The sequence below is a fragment of the Streptomyces sp. genome (genome assembly GCF_036524955.1).
Lineage (GTDB): Bacteria > Actinomycetota > Actinomycetes > Streptomycetales > Streptomycetaceae > Actinacidiphila.
The window spans coordinates 21,463-40,923 of record NZ_DATDBG010000228.1 but is presented as its reverse complement, the minus strand read 5'-3'; the positions used below and the strand labels follow the sequence as shown (position 1 = coordinate 40,923).

General features: G+C 72.8%; 19 protein-coding genes. 6 read left to right on the top strand and 13 right to left on the bottom strand.

What is annotated here, in order from left to right; all coding sequences use genetic code 11:
• Together VIW71_RS18495 and VIW71_RS18490 are read right to left on the bottom strand one after the other, a co-directional pair.
• Positions 1–2,110: FAD-binding and (Fe-S)-binding domain-containing protein (locus tag VIW71_RS18495; RefSeq protein WP_331623450.1), on the bottom strand; the 2,110-nt coding region annotated here is incomplete at its 3' end.
• 214 nt (positions 2,111–2,324) lie between these two features.
• Positions 2,325–2,654 (bottom strand): plasmid stabilization protein, encoded by a 330-nt coding sequence (locus VIW71_RS18490; RefSeq protein ID WP_331623449.1) that lies wholly within the window; start codon positions 2,652–2,654, stop codon positions 2,325–2,327.
• A gap of 324 nt (positions 2,655–2,978) precedes the next feature.
• On the opposite strand from VIW71_RS18490, the gene VIW71_RS18485 reads away from it, so the two are divergent.
• Both VIW71_RS18485 and VIW71_RS18480 read left to right on the top strand, forming a co-directional pair.
• Positions 2,979–3,758, top strand: a complete 780-nt coding sequence (locus VIW71_RS18485; RefSeq protein WP_331623448.1) for an SGNH/GDSL hydrolase family protein — start codon at positions 2,979–2,981, stop codon at positions 3,756–3,758.
• Positions 3,759–4,383: 625 nt separating this feature from the next.
• Positions 4,384–5,208 carry a discoidin domain-containing protein gene (locus VIW71_RS18480; protein WP_331623447.1) on the top strand — a complete coding sequence of 275 codons (825 nt, stop codon included), beginning with the start codon at positions 4,384–4,386 and terminating at the stop codon, positions 5,206–5,208.
• Positions 5,209–5,522: 314 nt separating this feature from the next.
• On the opposite strand, the gene VIW71_RS18475 is transcribed toward VIW71_RS18480, so the two are convergent.
• The 3 genes from VIW71_RS18475 to VIW71_RS18465 all read right to left on the bottom strand — a co-directional run bounded on the left by VIW71_RS18475 (position 5,523) and on the right by VIW71_RS18465 (position 8,533).
• On the bottom strand, positions 5,523–6,740 hold the full coding sequence (locus VIW71_RS18475) for a glucose-1-phosphate adenylyltransferase (RefSeq protein ID WP_331623446.1): 1,218 nt from the start codon (positions 6,738–6,740) through the stop codon (positions 5,523–5,525).
• A gap of 97 nt (positions 6,741–6,837) precedes the next feature.
• Entirely contained in the window at positions 6,838–8,016 is a 1,179-nt protein-coding gene (gene glgA, locus VIW71_RS18470) for a glycogen synthase (RefSeq protein WP_331623445.1), read from the bottom strand.
• A gap of 103 nt (positions 8,017–8,119) precedes the next feature.
• Positions 8,120–8,533 (bottom strand): nitroreductase family deazaflavin-dependent oxidoreductase, encoded by a 414-nt coding sequence (locus tag VIW71_RS18465; RefSeq protein ID WP_331623444.1) that lies wholly within the window; start codon positions 8,531–8,533, stop codon positions 8,120–8,122.
• Positions 8,534–8,794: 261 nt separating this feature from the next.
• Here VIW71_RS18465 and VIW71_RS18460 point away from each other — a divergent pair, with 261 nt between their 5' ends.
• From VIW71_RS18460 to VIW71_RS18445, 4 genes are all read left to right on the top strand, one after another.
• Positions 8,795–9,352 (top strand): GNAT family N-acetyltransferase, encoded by a 558-nt coding sequence (locus tag VIW71_RS18460; protein ID WP_331623443.1) that lies wholly within the window; start codon positions 8,795–8,797, stop codon positions 9,350–9,352.
• A 329-nt stretch (positions 9,353–9,681) separates the two neighbouring features.
• The gene (locus VIW71_RS18455) at positions 9,682–10,017 is read left to right on the top strand and encodes a hypothetical protein (RefSeq protein WP_331623442.1); all 336 of its coding nucleotides are present in this window, start codon (positions 9,682–9,684) and stop codon (positions 10,015–10,017) included.
• Positions 10,018–10,122: 105 nt separating this feature from the next.
• A complete protein-coding gene (locus VIW71_RS18450) occupies positions 10,123–11,025 on the top strand; it encodes an RNA polymerase sigma factor SigF (protein ID WP_414720778.1) in 903 nt (300 codons plus the stop codon).
• A gap of 988 nt (positions 11,026–12,013) precedes the next feature.
• Positions 12,014–13,036, top strand: a complete 1,023-nt coding sequence (locus VIW71_RS18445) for a glycoside hydrolase family 3 N-terminal domain-containing protein (protein ID WP_331623441.1) — start codon at positions 12,014–12,016, stop codon at positions 13,034–13,036.
• 179 nt (positions 13,037–13,215) lie between these two features.
• Here VIW71_RS18445 and VIW71_RS18440 read toward each other — a convergent pair whose 3' ends face one another.
• The 8 genes from VIW71_RS18440 to VIW71_RS18405 all read right to left on the bottom strand — a co-directional run bounded on the left by VIW71_RS18440 (position 13,216) and on the right by VIW71_RS18405 (position 19,224).
• Positions 13,216–13,980 (bottom strand): class I SAM-dependent methyltransferase, encoded by a 765-nt coding sequence (locus VIW71_RS18440; RefSeq protein ID WP_331623440.1) that lies wholly within the window; start codon positions 13,978–13,980, stop codon positions 13,216–13,218.
• A 92-nt stretch (positions 13,981–14,072) separates the two neighbouring features.
• A complete protein-coding gene (locus VIW71_RS18435) occupies positions 14,073–14,360 on the bottom strand; it encodes a DUF427 domain-containing protein (RefSeq protein ID WP_331623439.1) in 288 nt (95 codons plus the stop codon).
• A gap of 75 nt (positions 14,361–14,435) precedes the next feature.
• Positions 14,436–15,395, bottom strand: a complete 960-nt coding sequence (locus VIW71_RS18430; RefSeq protein WP_331623452.1) for an anti-sigma factor RsbA family regulatory protein — start codon at positions 15,393–15,395, stop codon at positions 14,436–14,438.
• Positions 15,396–15,521: 126 nt separating this feature from the next.
• On the bottom strand, positions 15,522–16,280 hold the full coding sequence (locus VIW71_RS18425) for a hypothetical protein (protein ID WP_331623438.1): 759 nt from the start codon (positions 16,278–16,280) through the stop codon (positions 15,522–15,524).
• 40 nt (positions 16,281–16,320) lie between these two features.
• Positions 16,321–16,821, bottom strand: a complete 501-nt coding sequence (locus VIW71_RS18420) for a DUF5709 domain-containing protein (RefSeq protein WP_331623437.1) — start codon at positions 16,819–16,821, stop codon at positions 16,321–16,323.
• Positions 16,818–17,354, bottom strand: a complete 537-nt coding sequence (locus VIW71_RS18415) for a type 1 glutamine amidotransferase domain-containing protein (RefSeq protein ID WP_331623436.1) — start codon at positions 17,352–17,354, stop codon at positions 16,818–16,820. The genes VIW71_RS18420 and VIW71_RS18415 overlap by 4 nt, the downstream gene beginning before the upstream one ends.
• Before the next feature lie 171 nt (positions 17,355–17,525).
• Positions 17,526–18,035, bottom strand: a complete 510-nt coding sequence (locus tag VIW71_RS18410; protein WP_331623435.1) for a DUF6328 family protein — start codon at positions 18,033–18,035, stop codon at positions 17,526–17,528.
• Positions 18,028–19,224 carry a carboxylate-amine ligase gene (locus VIW71_RS18405; protein ID WP_331623434.1) on the bottom strand — a complete coding sequence of 399 codons (1,197 nt, stop codon included), beginning with the start codon at positions 19,222–19,224 and terminating at the stop codon, positions 18,028–18,030. The genes VIW71_RS18410 and VIW71_RS18405 overlap by 8 nt, the downstream gene beginning before the upstream one ends.
• Positions 19,225–19,461 lie beyond the last annotated feature (237 nt).

The window sequence follows — 19,461 nt, the reverse complement described above, 5'->3', positions numbered from 1 at the left end:
GGCGCCTGCCGAGCCGGGCGACGCCGGGGGCGCGCAGCAGGGTGTTGACCGGGCCGGGCGCGGCGCCGGCGAGCCGGGCCCACAACGGCAGCCAGCCCAGCGTGTAGTGTGCGGCGGGCCGCAGCCGCCCTTCGTAGTGGTGGGAGAGGAACTCGGCCTTGTACGTGGCCATGTCGACGCCGGCCGGACAGTCGGACCTGCAGCCCTTGCAGGCCAGGCAGAGGTCGAGGGCGTCGCGGACCGCGGTGGAGCGCCAGCCGTCGGTGACCGGGGAGTCGGCGTGGCCGCCGATCATCTCGAACAGCAGCCGGGCCCGGCCGCGGGTGGAGTGCTCCTCCTCGCCGGTGGCCCGGTAGGAGGGGCACATCACGCCGCCGGTGTGGCCGCGGCAGTCGCCGATGCCGACGCAGCGCAGGACGGCCTGGTTGAAGGAGTGGTCGTCGCGGGGGTAGCCGAAGCGGGCGTCCCGGTCGTCGCGGGGCCGCCAGTCCGGGCCGAGGCGCAGCTTCTCGTCCACCCGGTACGGGGCGACGACCTTGCCGGGGTTCATCCGGTCGCCGGGATCGAAGAGGGCCTTGACCTCCTCGAACGCGCGCACCAGCCGCTCGCCGTACATCTTCGTCAGCAGCTCTCCCCTGGCCTGCCCGTCGCCGTGCTCGCCGGAGAGCGACCCGCCGTAGGAGACCACGAGGCCGGCGGCCTGCTGGAGGAACTCCCGGAAGGCGGCGACGCCTTCGGCGGTGCGCAGCCCGAACGGTATGCGGGTGTGCACGCAGCCCTGCCCGAAGTGCCCGTAGAGCGACGGGCGGTCGTAGCCGAACCGCTCGAACAGCTTCTTCAGGTCGCGCAGGTAGTCGCCGAGCCGTTCCGGCGGGACCGCGGAGTCCTCCCAGCCCTGCCAGGCCTCCCGGTTGTCGGGCGGGCGCGCGGTGACGCCGGGGCCGGCCTCGCGGGCTCGCAGCATCCGCTGCTCGCGGGCCGGGTCCTCGGAGAACGACACGGTGGGGTCGTCCGCGCCGCGCCCGACCGCCCGCAGCAGGTCGTGGACCTGCCCCTCCACCGACTCCTGGTCGTCGCCGGTGAACTGCAGCAGCAGCCAGCCTTCGCCCTCGGGGAACGCGGCGAGCGAGTCCAGGAAGGCACCCTCCTCGCGCATGAGCCGGGCCATGCGGTCGTCGAGGGCTTCGAGCTGGGTGGGCCGGCCGTGTGCGAGCAGGCGGGGCACGTCGTCGGCGGCGGCGCAGATGTCGGGGTAGCCGAGGACGAGGACCGCCTCGGCGGCGGGTACGGGGACGAGGTCGAGTTCGGCGTGCAGGACGGTGACCAGGGTGCCTTCGCTGCCGGTCAGCGCGCGGGCGAGGTTGAAGCCGTGCTCGGGCAGCAGGTCGTCCAGGTTGTAGCCGGAGACCCGGCGGGGTATGGCCGGGTAGCCGCGCCGGATGTCGGCGAGATAGCGGTCGGTTATGCCGCGCAGGCCCTGGTAGAGCTCGGCACGGCGGTCGGCGATGGCGGCGACGGCCTCGTACTCCTCCTGCGAGGTCGGGCCGACCCAGCAGCGGGCGCCGTCGTAGGTGAGGATCTCCAGGCGCCGCACGTTGTCCGCGGTCTTGCCGTACGCCTGGGTGGAGGCGCCGCAGGAGTTGTTGCCGATCATGCCGCCGATCGTGCACTGGCCGTGCGTGGCCGGTCTGGGGCCGAAGGCCAGTCCGCAGGCGGCGAGCCGGCGGTTGAGGTCGTCCAGCACGATGCCGGGTTCGACCACGCAGGTACGGGCGTCCAGGTCGACCGAGACCAGGCCGTCGCAGTATTTCGTCCAGTCGATGACGACCGCGGCGTTGGCGCACTGACCGGCCAGGCTGGTGCCGCCGCCGCGGGAGAGCAGGGGCGCGCCGAACTCCGCGCAGATGGCGACGGCGTCCGCGCCGGCCTGCACGGAGCGTGGTACGACGACGCCGACCGGTACCTGCCGGTAGTTGGAGGCGTCCGTGGCGTAGGCGCCGCGGCTGCCCGCGTCGAACCGCACCTCGCCGTCGACACCGCGCCGGAGAGCGTTCTCCAGACCGGGGGTGTCCACCCGGCGTCCGGGTTCCGTTTCGCTGGTCGTGGTCATACCCGCCTTCCCGGGGGCGTACCGCGGGCACGGGCCGCCCGTCGTGGCATCCGCCGCGCCGGGCGGCGACCGGTCGCGGGGCGGCGGCCGTGAGGGCTTGTCCTGCGGACCGGGCCCGTCTTGAGGACCGGGTCAGGGACCGTTCGACGGACCGGGGCCCGTCGTACGAAGCAGGTCCGGGGCCCGTCCCACGGACCAGGGCCCGTCGTACGGATCAGCTCCGGCGGCCGAGCGCCTCGCTCAGCTCGTCCTTGGTCATGTGGGAGCGGCCCTTGATGTTGCGCTGCCGGGCCTCGTTGTAGAGCTGTTCCCGGGTCGGGCCGCCGGCGCCGCGGCCCGAGCGCAGGCCGCCCCGCCTGGACGAGGACATGTCCTGGGTGGACGTGCGGCTGGCAGTGCGGGCCTCGCCGGACCGGGCGCGCTCCTTGTTCACGGTGCGTGCGGCGATCTCCTGCGCGCGTTCCTCGGACTCGCCGCGCTCCTGGACGCTCTCCTTGATGTGCTCGTACTGCCGCTCGCGCTTGTCGCTGGATCCTCGGGGCATGATGCTCACCTCTCCTGATGCTGCTCGGCACGGCGCCCGCCGGCTTGCCCGCTCCGTCGTCGCCCGTCGCCCGTCGCCTGCCCGGAATGCGGGAGGCGCACGCACCTTGTCCCAGTGTGGTCACCGACCGCTCAGCCCGCCCACCGTTCGTGACCCATCCGGGTGAAAGTCCAGGTGGCGAGCGGTCGCCCGGGTGGGCCGAGGACAGGCCGCGGGCCGAAACGCGGCGGTTACCCGGGCCGGTTAGGGTGATCTTCGGTCGAACGGCGGGGTCTCAGGAGTGCGTCCGGCGGGGTCGCCGGGCGGAAACGCGGAGGACGGGGTATGGGACGCGGGTGGCTGATCCGTGCCGGGCTGGCCTTCGGCGGGCTGGTCTCGGTACTCGTCGTGCTGGCGGTGACACTGCTGCCCACCCGCGGCTCCGCGACCGAGCCGGCCCGGGCCCGCCCTCTGATACGGGTGCTTCCGCTGGGCGACTCGATCACCTGGGGCCAGGGCAGCCCGACCGATTCCTCGTACCGCAGGCCGCTGTGGGCGATGGTGGCCGGCCAGTCGCGGTACGCCGTGCGGTTCGTCGGCTCGCAGCGCACCGGTGACCTGCCGGAGCCGGCGAACGAGGGCCACCGCGGCTACACGATCAACCGCATCCGGGCCGGACTCGACGACTGGATGGCGGCGGCGCGGCCGGACGTCGTGCTCCTGCACATCGGCATCAACGATCTCAGCCGGCGGATCGACCCGCCCCACGCGGCCGACCGGCTGGCCTCCCTGGTCGACCGCATCTACAGCGACCGGCCCGGCGTCTCGATCGTCATGATGGGCCTGATCCCCACGACTCCCGGTCTCGGGCCGCTGATCGCCGCGTACAACGAGCGGGCCCGGGCTCTGGAGAGCGTCGAGCGGCGCGCGGGCCGCAGCTTCCGATACGTGGCCGCGCCCGCCCTGACCGGCGCCGAGCGGGTGGACAGGCTGCACCCGAACGACGCCGGCTACCGCCGGATCGCCGAGGCGTTCTTCCCGGCGCTCAGCGGTGCGGTGGCCGAGCGGACGGCCGCCGCGGCGTCCTCGGCAGCGGCCACGATCACGGCCGCCCCCATCGGCTGACGTACCGTCAGCTCCTGCGGAGCTTCCTCCGCGCACCGCTCCACGCAGCGGGTGCACCACCGAAGGCGGGGCCGGGCGGTCGCCCGCGATCCGCGGAGAAGAGCAGATGCGGCGCGGTGCCGCCGAGGGCGGGCGGGTCCTGGCCGACGGCGGTCGGCGGCGGGACGAGGTTCGGCCGGCGGCAGGTCACCGAAGCCGACGGCCGCCGGGGCGGGATCGTCCGGCTCGGTAGCGTTCCCAGCGGCTCGGGGAGCCCGCTGGGGGATTCTGACGGCATGTCACAACGTCGCGCGGCCCTCCGTGGCACCTGCTCTTCTGCGCTGCTGACCAGTCGGTGCGGGACCGGTTCGGGCCCTTGACCCCGAGTCAGGCGCGCACGGCCGACGACGCGCTGTCGCTCGGTGGCGTTCACCGCTTCGAGCAGTCCCCGTGACCCGAGGCCGCCGTACGCCGTACGCCGTATACGCGCTGCCTCCGCGAGAAGGTGGTCCCCCCATGATCCCTGCCTTGCTCCGCTCCCGGACCGCGGGCGCGCTCGGCGCCCTGTTACTGGCCGCCCTCGGGACCGGCGGCCTCACCCCGGCTCCGGCCCGCGCCGCGACCGTCGACCTCACCCGGTACGCCGATGACCGAGTCGTACACCACCGGGCCGGGCGGGCTGCCGGGCAACGACGACCTGGGGGCGACCTCGGCGTGGTACGTGTGGGCGGCGCTGGGCATGTACCCGGCGACGCCGGGCGCGGACACGCTGGCGGTCCACGGGCCGCAGTTCCCCTCGGTGCTGATCCAGCGGCCCGGCGGCGACATCACCGTCAACTCCGCCGGCCGCGGCGGCTATGTGCAGGCGCTGACCGTCGACGGCGTCGCCACCAGCCACAGCTACCTGCGCTACCCGGACATCGGGGGCGGCGCGACGCTGAGCTACACCATGGGCGCCGCGCCCAGCGCCACGTGGGGAACGGGCGTCTCCGACGCACCGCCGTCGTTCCGGACCGGCGGCACTCCGGTACCGGAGCCCGAGCTCGGCACCGACCTCGCCGAGGGCAGGCCGGTGGCCGCCTCCGCCTCCTGCGCGGCGGCCGAGTCCGGTGACAGGGCCGTGGACGGTTCGCTGAGGAACAACAGCAAGTGGTGTTCGAAGGCGGCGGGCGCGGCCCTCCGGGTCGATCTCGGCTCACCGCAGACCGTCTCGTCGTTCGTGCTGGAGCACGCGGGGCTCGGCGGTGAGCGCACCGGCTGGAACACCGGCGCCTTCGAGATCCAGACCAGCACCGACGGTGCGCACTGGGCCACCGCGGCTTCCGTCACCGGTTCGCGCTCCAGCCGCACCTACAGCGCGGTCTCACCGCGCGCGGCCCGCTATGTACGGGTGGTGGTCTCCGCCCCGGTCAACACCGCGGACGCCGCCCCGACCACCCGGATCTACGAGCTGGAGGTCTACGGAGGCTAGTGCCGCGTCAGCCGCGTCAGCCGCGCCGCCAGGGTTTGCCCCGTCGATACGCCCGGCACGGTACCCCGCGGCGTTGCCGCATCGACCGGGCAGGCCGACGACGAGGCCGATCCTGCACCTTGCGACGCGCCGCGCCGGATGCCGCTCCTCGACGGGCACACCCTGACCGACGCGGCACCAGGCCCGCGGTGTGGAAGCCCCGCCTGTCCCGCCCTCCGGGCGGTCGGCGCTCCTTGTGAGACACGGCCGGCCCCGGTACGGAAGTCCGGAGGGAAACGGCCGTCCCCGTCGCACAGGGGGCGGCCGTTCCGCGGTCAGCGGACCTGCTGGCCCTTGCCGAGGGCGATCACTCCGGCGGCGGAGACGGTGTAGAGCTCGCGGTCGCGGCCGGGGTTGACGCCGATGGTGGCGCCGGGCGGCACGTCCACGTTCTTGTCGAGCACCGCGCCCCGCACGATGGCGCCGCGGCCGACCCGCACGTTGTGGTGCAGCACCGAGCCCTGGACGACGGCGCCGGCGTCCACGACCACGCCCGGCGACAGGACGGAGCTGGTGACGTGGCCGCGGATGACGCATCCCGGGCTGATCACCGACTCCCCCACGATGCCGCCGGCCGCGATCTTGGCGGGCGGCAACTGGCCGGCGTGGGTGTAGATCGGCCAGCGCAGGTTGGCGAGGTTGAAGGCGGGCTGGTCGGAGATCAGGTCCATGTGCGCGTCGTAGTACGCGTCCAGGGTGCCGACGTCCCGCCAGTAGCCGTGGTCGCCAGCTGTCTCCCCCGGCACGTGGTTGGTGTCGAAGTCGTAGACCTGGACGACGCCCTTCTCGGTGAGCATGGGCAGAATGCTGCCCCCCATGTCGTGCACGGACTGCGGGTCCTCGGCGTCCTCGTGCAGCGCTTCCAGCAGGGTCTTGGTGCTGAACAGGTAGTTGCCCATGGAGGCGAAGACGTGGCCGGGGTCGGCCGGCAGCCCGGGCGGGTCGGAGGGCTTCTCCAGGAAGCCCCGCACCTGGATGCCGTCGGCGGCGGGCGTGATCACCCCGAAGCCGGCTGCCTCGGACCTGGGCACCTTGATGCCGGCCACGGTGACGCCGGCGCCGTGCTCGATGTGCTGGGCGAGCATCTGCCGCGGGTCCATCCGGTAGACGTGGTCGGCGCCGAACACCGCGATGTAGTCCGGCTGCTCGTCGTGGACCAGGTTGAGTGACTGCAGGATCGCGTCGGCGCTGCCCAGGAACCAGCGCGGGCCGAGCCGCTGCTGCGCCGGTACCGGTGTCACGTAGTTGCCCAGCAGGCTGGACATCCGCCAGGTGGTGGTGACGTGGCGGTCCAGCGAGTGCGACTTGTACTGGGTCAGTACGCAGATCCGCAGGATGTCGCCGTTGACCAGGCTGGACAGCACGAAGTCCACCAGACGGTAGGTGCCGCCGAAGGTCACCGCCGGTTTCGCCCGGTCGGCGGTGAGCGGCATCAGCCGCTTTCCCGCGCCGCCGGCCAGCACTATGCCCAGCACCGAAGGTGCACCGCGCATCGAGGCTCCCCCCTTTGGGTCGTGTCCGCTTGTCTCGCACCCGCCGCCGGTCCTGCCCGGCCCGCGGGCCTGCCCCGCTGCCGGTCACCCGGCCGGGTTACCCGCCCTGCCCGGCCTTGAGCACCGACCCGTACAGCTCGGCCGTACGGCCCGCGACGGTGTCCCAGCCGAATTCCCGTACGGCCCTTTCCCGGCCGGCCTCGCCCATCCGCGCCGCCGTGTCCGGGTCGCCGATCAGCCGGTCGACGGCCCGCGCCAGTCCGTCCTCGAACTCCTCCTCGTGCTCCTCGGAGTAGGGCACCAGCAGCCCGGTGACACCGTCCTGGACGACCTCCGGGATGCCGCCGACCGCGGAGGCCACCACGGCGGTGCCGCACGCCATCGCCTCCAGATTGACGATGCCGAGCGGCTCGTAGACCGAGGGGCACACGAAGACCGAGGCGTGCGTGAGGAGCTGGACGACGGCGGGGCGCGGCAGCATCGCCGGAATCCAGTGCACCCCGTCGCGTACCGCGCTCAGCTCGTCGAACAGGACCCGGAACTCGCTGTCGAGGGCGGGGGTGTCGGGCGCGCCGGCGCACAGCACGAGCTGGGCGGCGGGGTCGATCCGGCGGGCGGCGCGCAGCAGGTGCGGTACGCCCTTCTGCCGGGTGATACGGCCCACGAACAGGACGTACGGGCGGTCGGGGTCGATGCCGATGCGGTTCAGCGTCTCGGTGCGCGGGTCGGGCCGGTAGGTGACGGTGTCGATGCCGTTGCGGATGACGTGGACGCGGCCGGGGTCGAGTGCGGGATAGCAGGACAGGATGTCGGCGCGCATGCCGTCGGAGACGGCGACCACCGCGTCCGCGGACTCCATCGCGGTGCGCTCGGCCCAACTCGACAGGGCGTACCCGCCGCCGAGCTGCTCGGCCTTCCAGGGGCGCAGCGGTTCCAGCGAGTGGGCGGTGAGCACGTGCGGTATCCCGTACAGCAGCTTGCCGAGGTGACCCGCCAGGTTGGCGTACCAGGTGTGGGAGTGGACCAGGTCGCGGCCCTGGAGGGCGGCGGCCATCGCGAGGTCCACGCCGAAGGTGCGCAGCGCGTCGTTGGCGCCGTCGAGGGTGGCCGGGGCGCGGTGCCGGCTCACTGTGGCGTCCGCGCCGTCGTCCTCGCCCCAGCAGTGCACCTGGACGTCGGCCAGGGCGCGCAGCTCGCGGGCGAGGAACTCGACATGGACGCCCGCCCCGCCGTACACGTCCGGCGGGTATTCCCGGGTGAGCAGAGCCACCTTCACTGGGGCCTCCCGCCCTCGACAGCCGCGTTCTCGATCCTTTCCCGCTCCATAGTGCCTCTACCCCGCCCGCGGCGCCCGATCTTCCGGGACCGTGGTCGGGCGGTCAGCGCGGGGTGAGGGCGACCACGGGGATGACCCGGGTGGTCTTCGCCTCGTACTCCGCGAACCGGGGGACGAGCTTGGCCTGCTCGGCGAACTTCTCGTCCCGCTCGGCGCCGGTCAGCGTCTCGGCCCGGACGGCGATCCGGTCGTCGCCGACCTCGATCTCCACGTCCGGGTGCACGAGCAGGTTGAAGTACCAGGCCGGGTGTCGGTCGGCGCCCGCGTAGGAGGCGAAGACCAGATACCGGTCGCCGTCCGGCAAGTACATCACCGGGTTGACCAGGGCGCGGCCGGTGCGGGCCCCCGTAGTGTGGAGCAGCAGGAGCCGAGCGCCCGCGAAGTTGCCGCCCACCTGCCCGTGGTTGGCGCGGAATTCGGCCACGATCCGCGCGTTGAAATCCTCGGCTTGGCTCATCGGCACTCCTGTCCTGCGAGATGTCTTATGGGGTGTCAGCCTATCGAAGCGACACCTGGGACAAGCATGGGATCACCCCACGCGACCGGAGCGTCGCGGTACGTCGGCTCCCGCCGCCCGGCGGTGGGCGGGCACAAGCACACGACCGGCTGTCCGGTGGCAATACGGCGGATCTGCCGTATCGGGACGGCCGGTGGATTGACGCTTTATGGACGGCTGCAAGGACCCGGACCCGGGCACACGTAGGAGAGACAGAACGTGATGACCAACCCGCAACCCACCGCACCCGTTCAGCTGCGCACCGGGGAGCGGCTGGCGTTGGCACTGGCGAGGGAGGAGATGATGCAGGAGTACCACCGGTGGGAGACCGACCCGGCGACGGTCGTCGGTTTCGGTGCCCGCTGGCCGGTGTCCTGGGACGTGTTCCAGGCGCGCTTCCGCAACAGTCACACCTCCCTGCACTACCAGCTCTTCGAGGTGATCACCGCCGACGGCGGGACTCCGGTCGGCACCACCTCACTCAATGTCGACCAATCGGTCAACAACGCCGAATTCACCCTCGTGATCGCTCCGGAGCACCGCGGCCGGGGCTACGCGACCGAAGCCACGGCACTCACCCTCGACTGGGCGTTCACCATCGCGTCGCTCAGCGCGGTGTGGCTGGAGGTACTCGCTCCGCACACCGCCGCGGTGCACGCCTACATCAAGGCCGGCTTCAAGGCCGCCGGGCGGCTGCGCGGCGCCGCCCTGTGGCACGGCCGGCGTGTCGACAAGCTCCTTCTGGACTGCGTCCTCGACGACCTGGCAGAGAAGAGGTGACCCACAATGTCCTGTCCCGATGTGAACTGCCGCAAGGGTGGTTGCACCACCGACCCCGGCCGCGGCCGGCCCGCCAGTGACAGCGGCCCCCGGAAGGCGTGATGCACCGGCGTGACCCACCCGTTCGAACCGTTCGGGTGGCTCACGCGCACCGGCCGGGCACCCGGCGCCGTGTCACGCGGCGCGGCAGTCGTACCGCGTTCGCACCGCCCGGGCACCTCTTCCGTGCCGCGTCTCACGGCCGGGGTGTCGAGGGGACACCTCCCACAGCCGCTCCGCCGCCTCCTGGCCGAGGCGTACGGCGCGACGCCGTCAGGGGTGCCCGGCCGGTGCTCCACCGCCTCCCGGCAGTCCTCGAAGTGGCGTCCGCAGACGCCGTCGAGCAGCGGCGAGGTGGCGACCGGTACGGAGGTGGCGGCGCCCTGTTCCACGCTCTTCCGGCCGAGGCCGCCGGTGCTGCCGATCTGCACCCGCATCCGTTCCCTTTCCCCGGCGGCGTGCTCGCCGCCCTCGGCGGAGTCCCGTTGGCCGCCGGGGAGCCCGAACAGTGCGACCAGGCCGGACGCCTGGTCGATGTGCTCCTGGACGGAGTGCGCCACAGCGCGCCGAAGCCCGTAGGACCACCGCGTCCCCGGCCCAACGCGGCTGCGACCGGGGTGGGCTGATGCCGGGTGGAAAAAGCTGCGCGAATCTGCGTGAGATCGGGAATACGACGGCGAAGAGCGGGCAGGCGGGTCGCGAACAGTCGTATAGGGGTGCGAGGCGATGACGTGACCGTACGGGTTCAGCAGTCGGGAAGCACGAACGAGACGGCGACGAGCGAGCGGTGGAACGGATCGGTGGACGACGCCATCGGCGGACTGCCCTTGATCGACGACGCGACGAGCGTGGCACCGCGGGACGCACGTGTGTTGTCGAAGCTGTTCTTCGACCGCCTTCAGGAGCTGGAGGAGGGGACGCATGCCTTCAGTTACGCCCGTAACACACTGATCGAAATGAACCTGGCCCTCGTGCATTTCGCGGCCGGGCGGTACCGGAACCGGCCGGCCACCGACCACGAGGAGATCATCCAGGTCGGCACGATCGGGCTGATCAAGGCGATCGACCGGTTCGACCTGTCGCGGGAGACGGAGTTCACCACCTTCGCCATCCCTTACATCGTCGGGGAGATGAAGCGGTTCTTCCGCGACACCTCGTGGGCGGTGCACGTACCGCGCCGGCTCCAGGAACTGCGGGTGGAGTTGAGCAAGGCCAAGGAGGAGCTCTCGCCGGTGCTCGACCGGGACCCCACCGTCCCGGAACTGGCGGAGCACCTGAAGCTGACCGAGGAAGAGGTCGTCGAGGGCCTGGTCGCCGCCAACGGCTACACCGCGGGCTCGCTCGACACCCCGTACAACGACGCGGACAGCGGTACGGAGGGCGAGGGGCGCACTCTCGCCGACACCTTCGGGGCGTGCGATCCGGCTCTGGAACTCGTGGAGGACTTCCACAGTCTCGCGCCGCTGATCGAGAAACTGCCCGAACGGGACCGGACGCTGCTGCGGATGCGGTTCGGCGAGGAGATGACGCAGGCTCAGATCGGCGAGGCGATGGGCTGCTCGCAGATGCATGTCTCCCGGCTGCTGAGCAGAACGATCAGCAGACTCCGCGCGGGGCTCCTGGCACAGGAGTGAGCGGGGTGCGACGGCGACGGGCGGCTGATCCGGGGGGTCAGCCGCCCGGCGCCGGCGTGGGGCCCGCCGCGGGGGAGAGGGGCGTGGCGATGTCCTCCGGCGAGCGGCGCCGCCGGCGCGACCAGGGCAGCCGGTGGAGCCGTGCGGGCACGTCGGTAGTGACGACGTCGCCGCCGGCCGGGTCCGGTGCGGGGCCGGCCAGGGAAGATCACCTCCTGTCCGGTGGGTCTCACACCGGCCGCGGACTGCTGCGCGGTACGCCGCCGGGTACGCCGCCCGGGGAGCGTCGGCCGCCGGTCACGCCGCACACGTGGCGGGCGCGGTACGCGACCCCGCGCCCGGGATGCGGAACAGGCCGCCAGGGGGCATGCTGGCAGCCTCACCAGGGTGTGTTTTCCGCAACATGAGATGACTGGAGTCTCAGTGGGCAGGGACAGGGGGAAGCAGCTCCCGGGCTGCTGTCCCGGCCCGTAACGACGACGAGGTGTGAGGTTCCGCCGTGCGCCAGCCGACCGCTCCCACCGCAGAGACGGCCGAGACCCCCGAGCCGCGACCGTGTGCCCCGGGTTCCGCGGGGTCGCCGGGTTCCGCGTTTTCCGCGGATTCCCCCGACACGCGGCCTGGCTCCGCGGGCCCCCGGCCGTCCCCCCCGGGGGCGGGGCCGCATTCCGCCGGGCCGCCCCGGCCGTCCGGCGGGCGCTCCCGCCGGGCCCGCCGCATCCGTTGCTCCGCCGGCCTCGTCCTCGGCCTGCTGATCACCGTCGCGGCGTGCGGAAACGACAACAAGGAGCCGCCCGCGACCTCCGCCCCCGCGCTGTCGTCCACTGGTTCCTCGCCCACCGCGAGCACCGACGGCAGCACGCCCGGCACCACGAAACCGCCGACGTCCGGTACCAGCACCCGCAAGCCGGCCCCGCCCGCGGCGACGACCACGAAGCCCGCGGCGACGAATTCTGCGACGAGTTGCGTCAACCGGACGATCGACGCGATGTCCCAGGCCCAGCGCGTGGGGCAGCTCTTCATGTCCGCGGTCAGCACCTCGGGTCCGACCGCCGCCGAGAGCGCGGCGATCACGCAGGGCAAGGTGGGCTCGGTCATCCTGATGGGTCACTCGTCCAGCGGTACGAGCGCGGTGAAGTCGGTCACCGACCGGGCCCGCGCGCTCGCCTCGCCGGTGCCCGGCTCCACGGTGCGGATGCTGGTCGCCACCGACCAGGAGGGCGGCCGGATCCAGGTACTGAAGGGGCCCGGCTTCAGCACCATGCCGAGCGCGGTGACGCAGGGTCAGTGGTCTCCGTCCACGCTGCGGAACAGTGCGGCGGACTGGGGACGCGAGCTCAAGGCGGCCGGCGTCACGATGGACCTCGCACCGGTCGCCGACACCGTGCCACCCGACCTGGTGACCGTCAACGAGCCCATCGGCAAGCTGGACCGCGCGTACGGCACCGACCCCACGACGGTGGCCTCGCACAGCACCGCGTTCCTGCTCGGCATGCAGGACGCGGGCGTGATCACCTCCGTCAAGCACTTCCCGGGCCTCGGCCGGGTGCGGGGCAACACCGACCTCACCGCGGGCGTCACCGACACCGTGACCACCCGCGACGACCCGTTCCTCCTGCCCTTCCGGGCCGGCATCCAGGCGGGCGCGCCCTTCGTCATGGTCTCCTCCGCCACCTACAGCCGGATCGACCCGGCCCACCAGGCGGTCTTCTCCTCCGTCGTGCTGCGCGACATGCTGCGCGGCTCGCTCGGCTTCAAGGGCGTGATCATCTCCGACGACCTCGGCAACGCCGCCGCCGTCAGCGACCGCACCCCCGCCCAACGCGCTCTCGACTTCTTCGCCGCCGGCGGCAACCTGCTCCTCACCGTCCAGCCCAAGAACATCGCCCCGATGACGACGGCGGTCCTGAACCGCCTCCCGCAGGACGCCGCCCTCCGCACGTCCGTGGACGACAGCCTCCGCCGCGTGCTCACCGCCAAGCACGACGCGGGCCTCCTGACCTGCGGCTGACGGGCGTCCCACGGCTCTGCCCGTACGGTGCCGCGGCCGCCGCAACGGGAGCGCCGATCTCGGGCACCGACACGGTGCCCTCCACGGTGACGAGGTACCCGTAAGGCACCCGTCCTGGCAGGTCCTCCAGGCAAGGGGCCGCCGTCCCGCACGGGGCGGCGGCCCACAGGCGTAACGGCTCAGGCCGCCGGCTTGCGCGCCTCGATGAGGCAGCGGGTGGAGTGGGCGACGAACGGTCCCTCGGTCTCGATGAGTCCGTGCAGGTCGAGGAGCCGGTCGCGGTACTCCCCGACGGCGAAGCCGGGCACCATCCAGATCACCTTGCGCAGGAAGTAGACGACCGCGCCGATGTCGTGGAACTCCATCCGCAGCGACTCCAGGCGCAGGTCGAGCACGTCGAGTCCGGCGCGCTCCGCGCCCGCGCGGGCGCGGTCCGGGTGGCGGGCGTTTTTCACCTCCTCCGGCTGGGCGCCGAGGAAGAACTCGACCAGCTCGAAGGCGCTGGCCGGGCCCACGTGCTGGGCGAAGTAGGTGCCTCCTGGCCGCAGGACCCGGGCGATCTCCCCCCACCACACCGTCACCGGGTGCCGGCTGGTCACCAGGTCGAAGGCTGCGTCCGCGAACGGCAGCGGCGGCTCGTCGGCGTCGGCGACGACCACCGCGCCGCGCGGGTGCAGCAGCGCGGTCGCCTTCGCGATGTTCGGCGGCCACGACTCGGTGGCCGCCATCAGCGGCGGCAGCGTCGGCACGCCCGCCAGCACCTCACCGCCGCCGGTCTGGATGTCCAGCGCCGCGCGGGCGCGGGCCAGCCGCTCGCCCATCGCCCGCTGGTACCCCCACGACGGGCGCTGCTCGGTGGCGCGCCCCTCCAGCCAGGAGAAGTCCCAGCCGTCCACCGACACGGAGTCGGCCTCGGCCACGAGCTCGTCGAAAGTGCGGTCCATGACCGGATGATGTCCCGGGCCGTGCAGCGGCGCCACCTGGTTTCCCCCGCCGTCGGCCGCGCGGGCGGCCGACCCTGCGGGCGGCCGGCCGGTCAGCTCTCTTCGATGTCCACCCCGCGCCAGAAGGCGACGTGGTCCTTGATGTGCGCGGCTTCCGGCTTGGGGTCGGAGTAGTACCACGCGGCGTCGGGGTTGGCCTCGCCGCCGACGCTCAGCGTGTAGTAGCCGGCATTGCCCTTCCACGGGCAGACGGTCGTGGTGGCGGAGTCCGTCAGGAACTCCGCGCGGACCGCACTCGGCGGAAAGTAGTGGTTGCCCTCGACGACCTGCGTCTGGTCGCTCTGCGCGATGACTTCGCCGTTCCAGCGAGCGGTAATCATGGATCCAGTGTGCCGCAGCCGGACACGGAAGGGGGCCGGACGCACAAGCTGACGGGCAGGCCCGTTCGCAACCGGCTACGGCCGCACCGGACTTGGCGTGACATAGCAGCGGATGACGGTGCCGCCGGGGCCGATGTGAGTGCGGACCAGGTCGGCGAGGTGATTGACCATCAGCAGACCCCGGCCGCCGGGGTGCCCGGGGGACGGGGGGCGCCGCCCGGCCAGCGGATCACTCAGCCGGCCGCCGTCACGTACCTCGCACACCACCTGCTCGTCCTCGGCCCACACCCGGATCTCCCCCGAACCACCGCCGTGCAGCACGCTGTTGGTGGTCAGCTCGGCCACCGCCAGCGCCAGATCGTCCAGCCGCACCCCGGTCATGCCCAGTCCGCCGGCCACCTGGACCGCGAACTGCCGGGCGTCGCGGAGCCGTTCCTCGTCGAAGGCGAAGACGGCGGCGTAACGGGGCTCGGCGAGCGGGGTGTTGTACGAGGCCACGGCGTCCTCCGGCGCGTACCACGCGCTCTTGTGCTCCCGGCCGTCCTCGATGACGACGGGGTGGGTGGCGAGGGCGTCGGCGAGCACGTCCGGTGCCAGACCGGTCGCGTCGTACGGGCACAGGATCGTCGCGGCACGGCCGTGGAAGGCCGCGTTGATCAGGGCCTCGTGCTGGACGCAGGCGGGGTACTCCAGCGGGGTGCGGCCGGGCCAGACGGGCTCGCCGATGATCCGTACCCGGCCGACGGGCTGCGTGTCGCAGAAGGCGCGCAGCACTCCGGGGATGATCCGGCCGGGGTTGCGGCCGGCCCGGGTCATGTCGGTGAAGTGCACGGCGTCGGCGCGCGGGCCGAGGGCGGCGCGCAGCATCTCCAGCCGGTGCGGGGGCACGGCCACGGCGACGGGCTCGCCCGCGTCCAGGCCGCCGAGCACGAACGGGAGGGTGCAGTGGAGGTATTCGGCTTCGTCGCGGTAGAACAGCGCCGGGTGGTGGAAGTCGGCGTGGTCGTGACCCGTGGCGGCGGGCGTCCGCGGCACGGCCTCGCGCCACCCGTCCGCGCTGTCCACCTTTCCCCGCCCCCTTTCGGACACGTGTACTAAGTGAGTATGCGCTTGGTCCTGGTGACCTTGGAAGTGGGGGCGGATTCCCTCGCCGCCCTCCTCTCATACGCGGTCGATCGCTTCGAAGGCGGCGGCCAGCGTTTCGCTCTCCTCTCGCGGCACCGCGCGTTCGAGGGCGGGTACGAGGTCGCGCCGCTCGTGGAACAGGTACTGGTACATCTGCGCCAACGCGCCGTCGACGGTGAGGGTGTGCGTGTCCACCGGGTGCCTGCCCATCAGGGCCCGGTCGAGGATGCCCTGGAGCAGCGTGCCCTCCTGCCGGTCGCGCTCGACGACCTCGCGGGCGACGCCGTGCCGGTCCAGCACCTTCCGCACGGTGGCCTCCTTGGCCGCGTTGTGCCGGGCGAAGGTGTCGGCCAGCAGGCGCAGGTCGGCCGGCTCGGTGCTGCCGCGCATCCGTACGTCCTCCACCATGGCGAGCAGCAGACCGCCGGAGGTGACCAGGCTGGCGGCCAGGCCCTCCGGGGGGTGCGGGCGGCTCCGGTCTCTCTCCCGTTCGCGGGACAGGGCTCTGCGTCGGCTTTCGGCCCGTGTGGCGCCGAGCGCGGCGGACCGCCGCTCCCGGTGACGGAACGCGCGCAGCCGGCCGATCCGCTCGCGCGGCGCGAGGGCCGGCCCGGCGACGGCTGCCTCGGGGACCGCGGCTTCGGGGACCTGCCCCTCGGCGACGGCCGGTTCCGGCGCCGCGGCAGCCGTGTCCCGGAACGGGTCGGCCGGGTCGCGAAGGGGACCCGGCGGGACCACGCCGGCCGGTTCCTCCGGGCCGGGGCCCGCTGTGCCGCGTTCGCTCGCTTCGCTCATCCCACCGACTCCTCACTCTTCCCTTGCCGGTTCCCGCAGGTCAGCGCCGGTCGTCCGCGTCGGGCGGCGGCTCGGGGTCGGGCACCACGTGCACAGCCGCCTCCTCCGCGGAGGCGGCCCCGCCGTCGATGCCGGCGTCCTCGCCGGTCAGGCCGTCCCGCCGGGGGTGGGCGCCCCCGTCCGGGCCGACCAGCCGCCCGGAGCGGCGGTCGCCGGCCTCCGGGTCGAGCAGTTCGCCGTCGGTGTCCGAGGCGTCGCCGAGGCCGTCCCCCGGAGGCGGCGTCTCGTCGGGGCGTTCCCGCCGCAGCCGCGACTCCAGCGACTCGCCGGTGCGCTGCTCGCGGGCGGTGGTGCCGACGTCCTCGACGGCGAGCGGCCGTTCGGGCGGCGAGTAGCCCTCGTCCATGACCTGGTCGAGGCCCCGGTCGTCCAGGGTGTCCTGCGGCTCCAGCAGCCCGGTGTCCTCCCGGATCTCGCTGTCGTCGGGCTGGTAGACCTCGTCGCCCATACCGCTTTCCGTGGGCTCGGTCGGTTCCGTCATGCCATCGCACCCACTTCGCGCAGTACCGCCTCGTCGAACGCCTCCAGATCGCCCGGCTTCCGGCTGGTGACCAGGGTGTTGGGCCCTGCGGTGCAGATCTTGACCTGCTGGTCCACCCAGGTCGCGCCGGCGTTGCGGAGGTCGGTGCGCAGGCTCGGCCAGGAGGTCAGGGTCCTGCCCCGGACCACGTCGGCCTCGATGAGCGTCCACGGGGCGTGGCAGATCGCCGCGACGGGCTTGCCGGCGTCGAAGAAGGCGCGCACGAAGGCGACCGCGGTCGCGTCCATCCGCAGCGTGTCCGGGTTGGCCACGCCGCCGGGGAGCACCAGCAGGTCGAAGTCGTCGGCGGAGGCCCGGTCGACGGTCACGTCCGCCGGGAAGACGTCGGCCCGGTCCAGGTGGTTGAACGCCTGGACCGTGCGTGCCGTGGACACCAGTCGCGGAGTCTCGCCGGTCTGCGCGAGCGCGTGCCAGGGGGAGGTCAGCTCGACCTGCTCGACGCCTTCGGGCGCCACCAGAAATGCGGTTCGCACGGACTCTCACGTCCTCTCCGATGATCGGGTCCTTCCGTCGTCACGGGCGGTCCCCTACCCGTACAGCAGGGGTGGAAACGGTCATTCCGCCTCACCGGCCGGACCCGCCCTCGGACCCGCACAGCATCACCATCTGTCCATGATGCCCTCGAATGCCTGGAATGCACCTGGTCAGCGGTCGCCGGATGGGACGTGGTAGCGGGCCCATATCGGCAGCACGAACCAGCACAGTGCGAACCACGCCACCATCCCGCCGACCAGCCACGCGGCGCCCGCGTCGCGGATCGCCAGGCGCAGCACCAGCAGCAGTGAGGCCGCCATGGTGAACAGCAGCAGGATCAGGCCGAGGAGGGTCAGACGGGACGCCAGGACCACGGTCTCCGGCTTGAACCGGCGGCCGGTGAGCAGCCGGTGCATCGCCACCGGGCCGATGAGCGCGCCGGTGGTGGCCGCGCCGAGGATCACCGTGGCGACGTAGATGTGCCGGTCGGTGTCCGAGAGTTCGGTGAAGCGCTGCTGGAAGACGACGGTGAGCAGGAAGCCGAAGAGGATCTGCACACCGGTCTGGGCGACCCGCAGTTCCTGGAGGAGGTCGGCCCAGCGCCGGTCGGCGCGTTGCTCGGGGGTCTCGTGACGGCCCCAGTCGTCCGGGGACCCCCGAGCCTGGTCGTGTTCAGCCATCGCCGTACCACTCCTTCCCGGCGCTCGCGTCGTCCCCGCCGGTCGGGCTCTCCTCCTCTTTCCGGTCTTTCCGGCCGGTGCCGTCGGGCTCCCGGTGCTGCCGGGCCGAGGGCGCGATCAGGTGAAGGAGCCCGCCGAGACCGCCCTCGATCAGGGCGCGGCGCTGCCGGGTGGCGCCGGTGCCCTTGTCGAGCAGACGCTCGACGCCCTCGGAGACACGCTGGGTGTCCCCGAATTCGTTGAGCGCGGGACGGATGTGGTCGAGCAGCGCGTGCACCACCTCGGTGGCGGAGCCGGGCGTGCCGTGACGCGGATCGACCAGGGTGCCTCCCAGCCCGTGCCGGGCGGCGTGCCAGCCGGCCGCGTAGAGGATGCTGCCGGCCGGGTCCAGCGGCCGTACCCCGCGGCGCGCCTCGCGCAGCGCGGTCGCCACCAGGGCGCGGGAGATCCCGGCGAGGGTCACCGCGCTGTCCACGTCGAGCTGCACGTCGGGGGCGCGGATCTCCATCGTCGGGTACCGCTCGGACAGCCGCGCGTGCCAGTAGACCTGCTTGCGGTCCGGGATCACGCCGGTGGCCAGCAGCGCGCCGACCCGCCGTTCGTACTCCGCGCCGCCGGATATGTACGGCGGGGAGCCGCTGACCGGCCAGCGCCCGAAGACCACCGTCCGCCAGCTCGCGAACCCGGTGTCGCGGCCGTCCCAGAACGGGGAGTTCCCGCCCAACGCGACCAGCACCGGCAGCCAGGGCCGCAGCCGGCCGAGCGCGGCGGCACCGGCCGAACGGTCGGGCACGGCGACGTGGATGTGCATGCCGTTGATGAGCTGCTCGTCCACCAGCCTGGCGGTGGCGGCGCGCATCTCGCGGTAGCGCCGCTTCTGTGTGATCGGTACGGCGAGGCCACCGGACAGCGGTGCGCCGCCGGTCGCGGCCAGCAGGCAGCCCGCACGGTCGGCGGCAGCCCCGACGGCCCGCCGGAAGCGGGCCAGGTTGCTGGTGACCTCGTCGAGGCCGGTGCACACCGGGGTGGCGACCTCGATCTGAGCCTGGAGCAACTCACGGGCGAGTTCGCCGCGGCCGAGCACCGGTTCCAGGTCGGCGGCGGCCAGCACGCGTCCGGCGCTCGGCGACGGCATCGCCGTCTCGCGGTCGAGCAGCAGGTATTCCTCTTCCACCCCGAGGGTCGTCATGCGTTCTCCCCTACCCTCGATCGGGCGGACCACCGTACCGGCCGCGGCCTGCCGGTCCTGCCGGTACCGGACGCACGAGCAACCGTATACATACCGCGATCATCCGACTAGTACACATTATGGGAGAAACGTCCGAATATCAGCCGGTACGCATGACGGGCGACCGGCGAGGTCCGGTGGGCGTGGCGCGCGGCGGACCGGGGGACGTAGGCAGGGCGGTGGTCGCGCCGGTGGCGC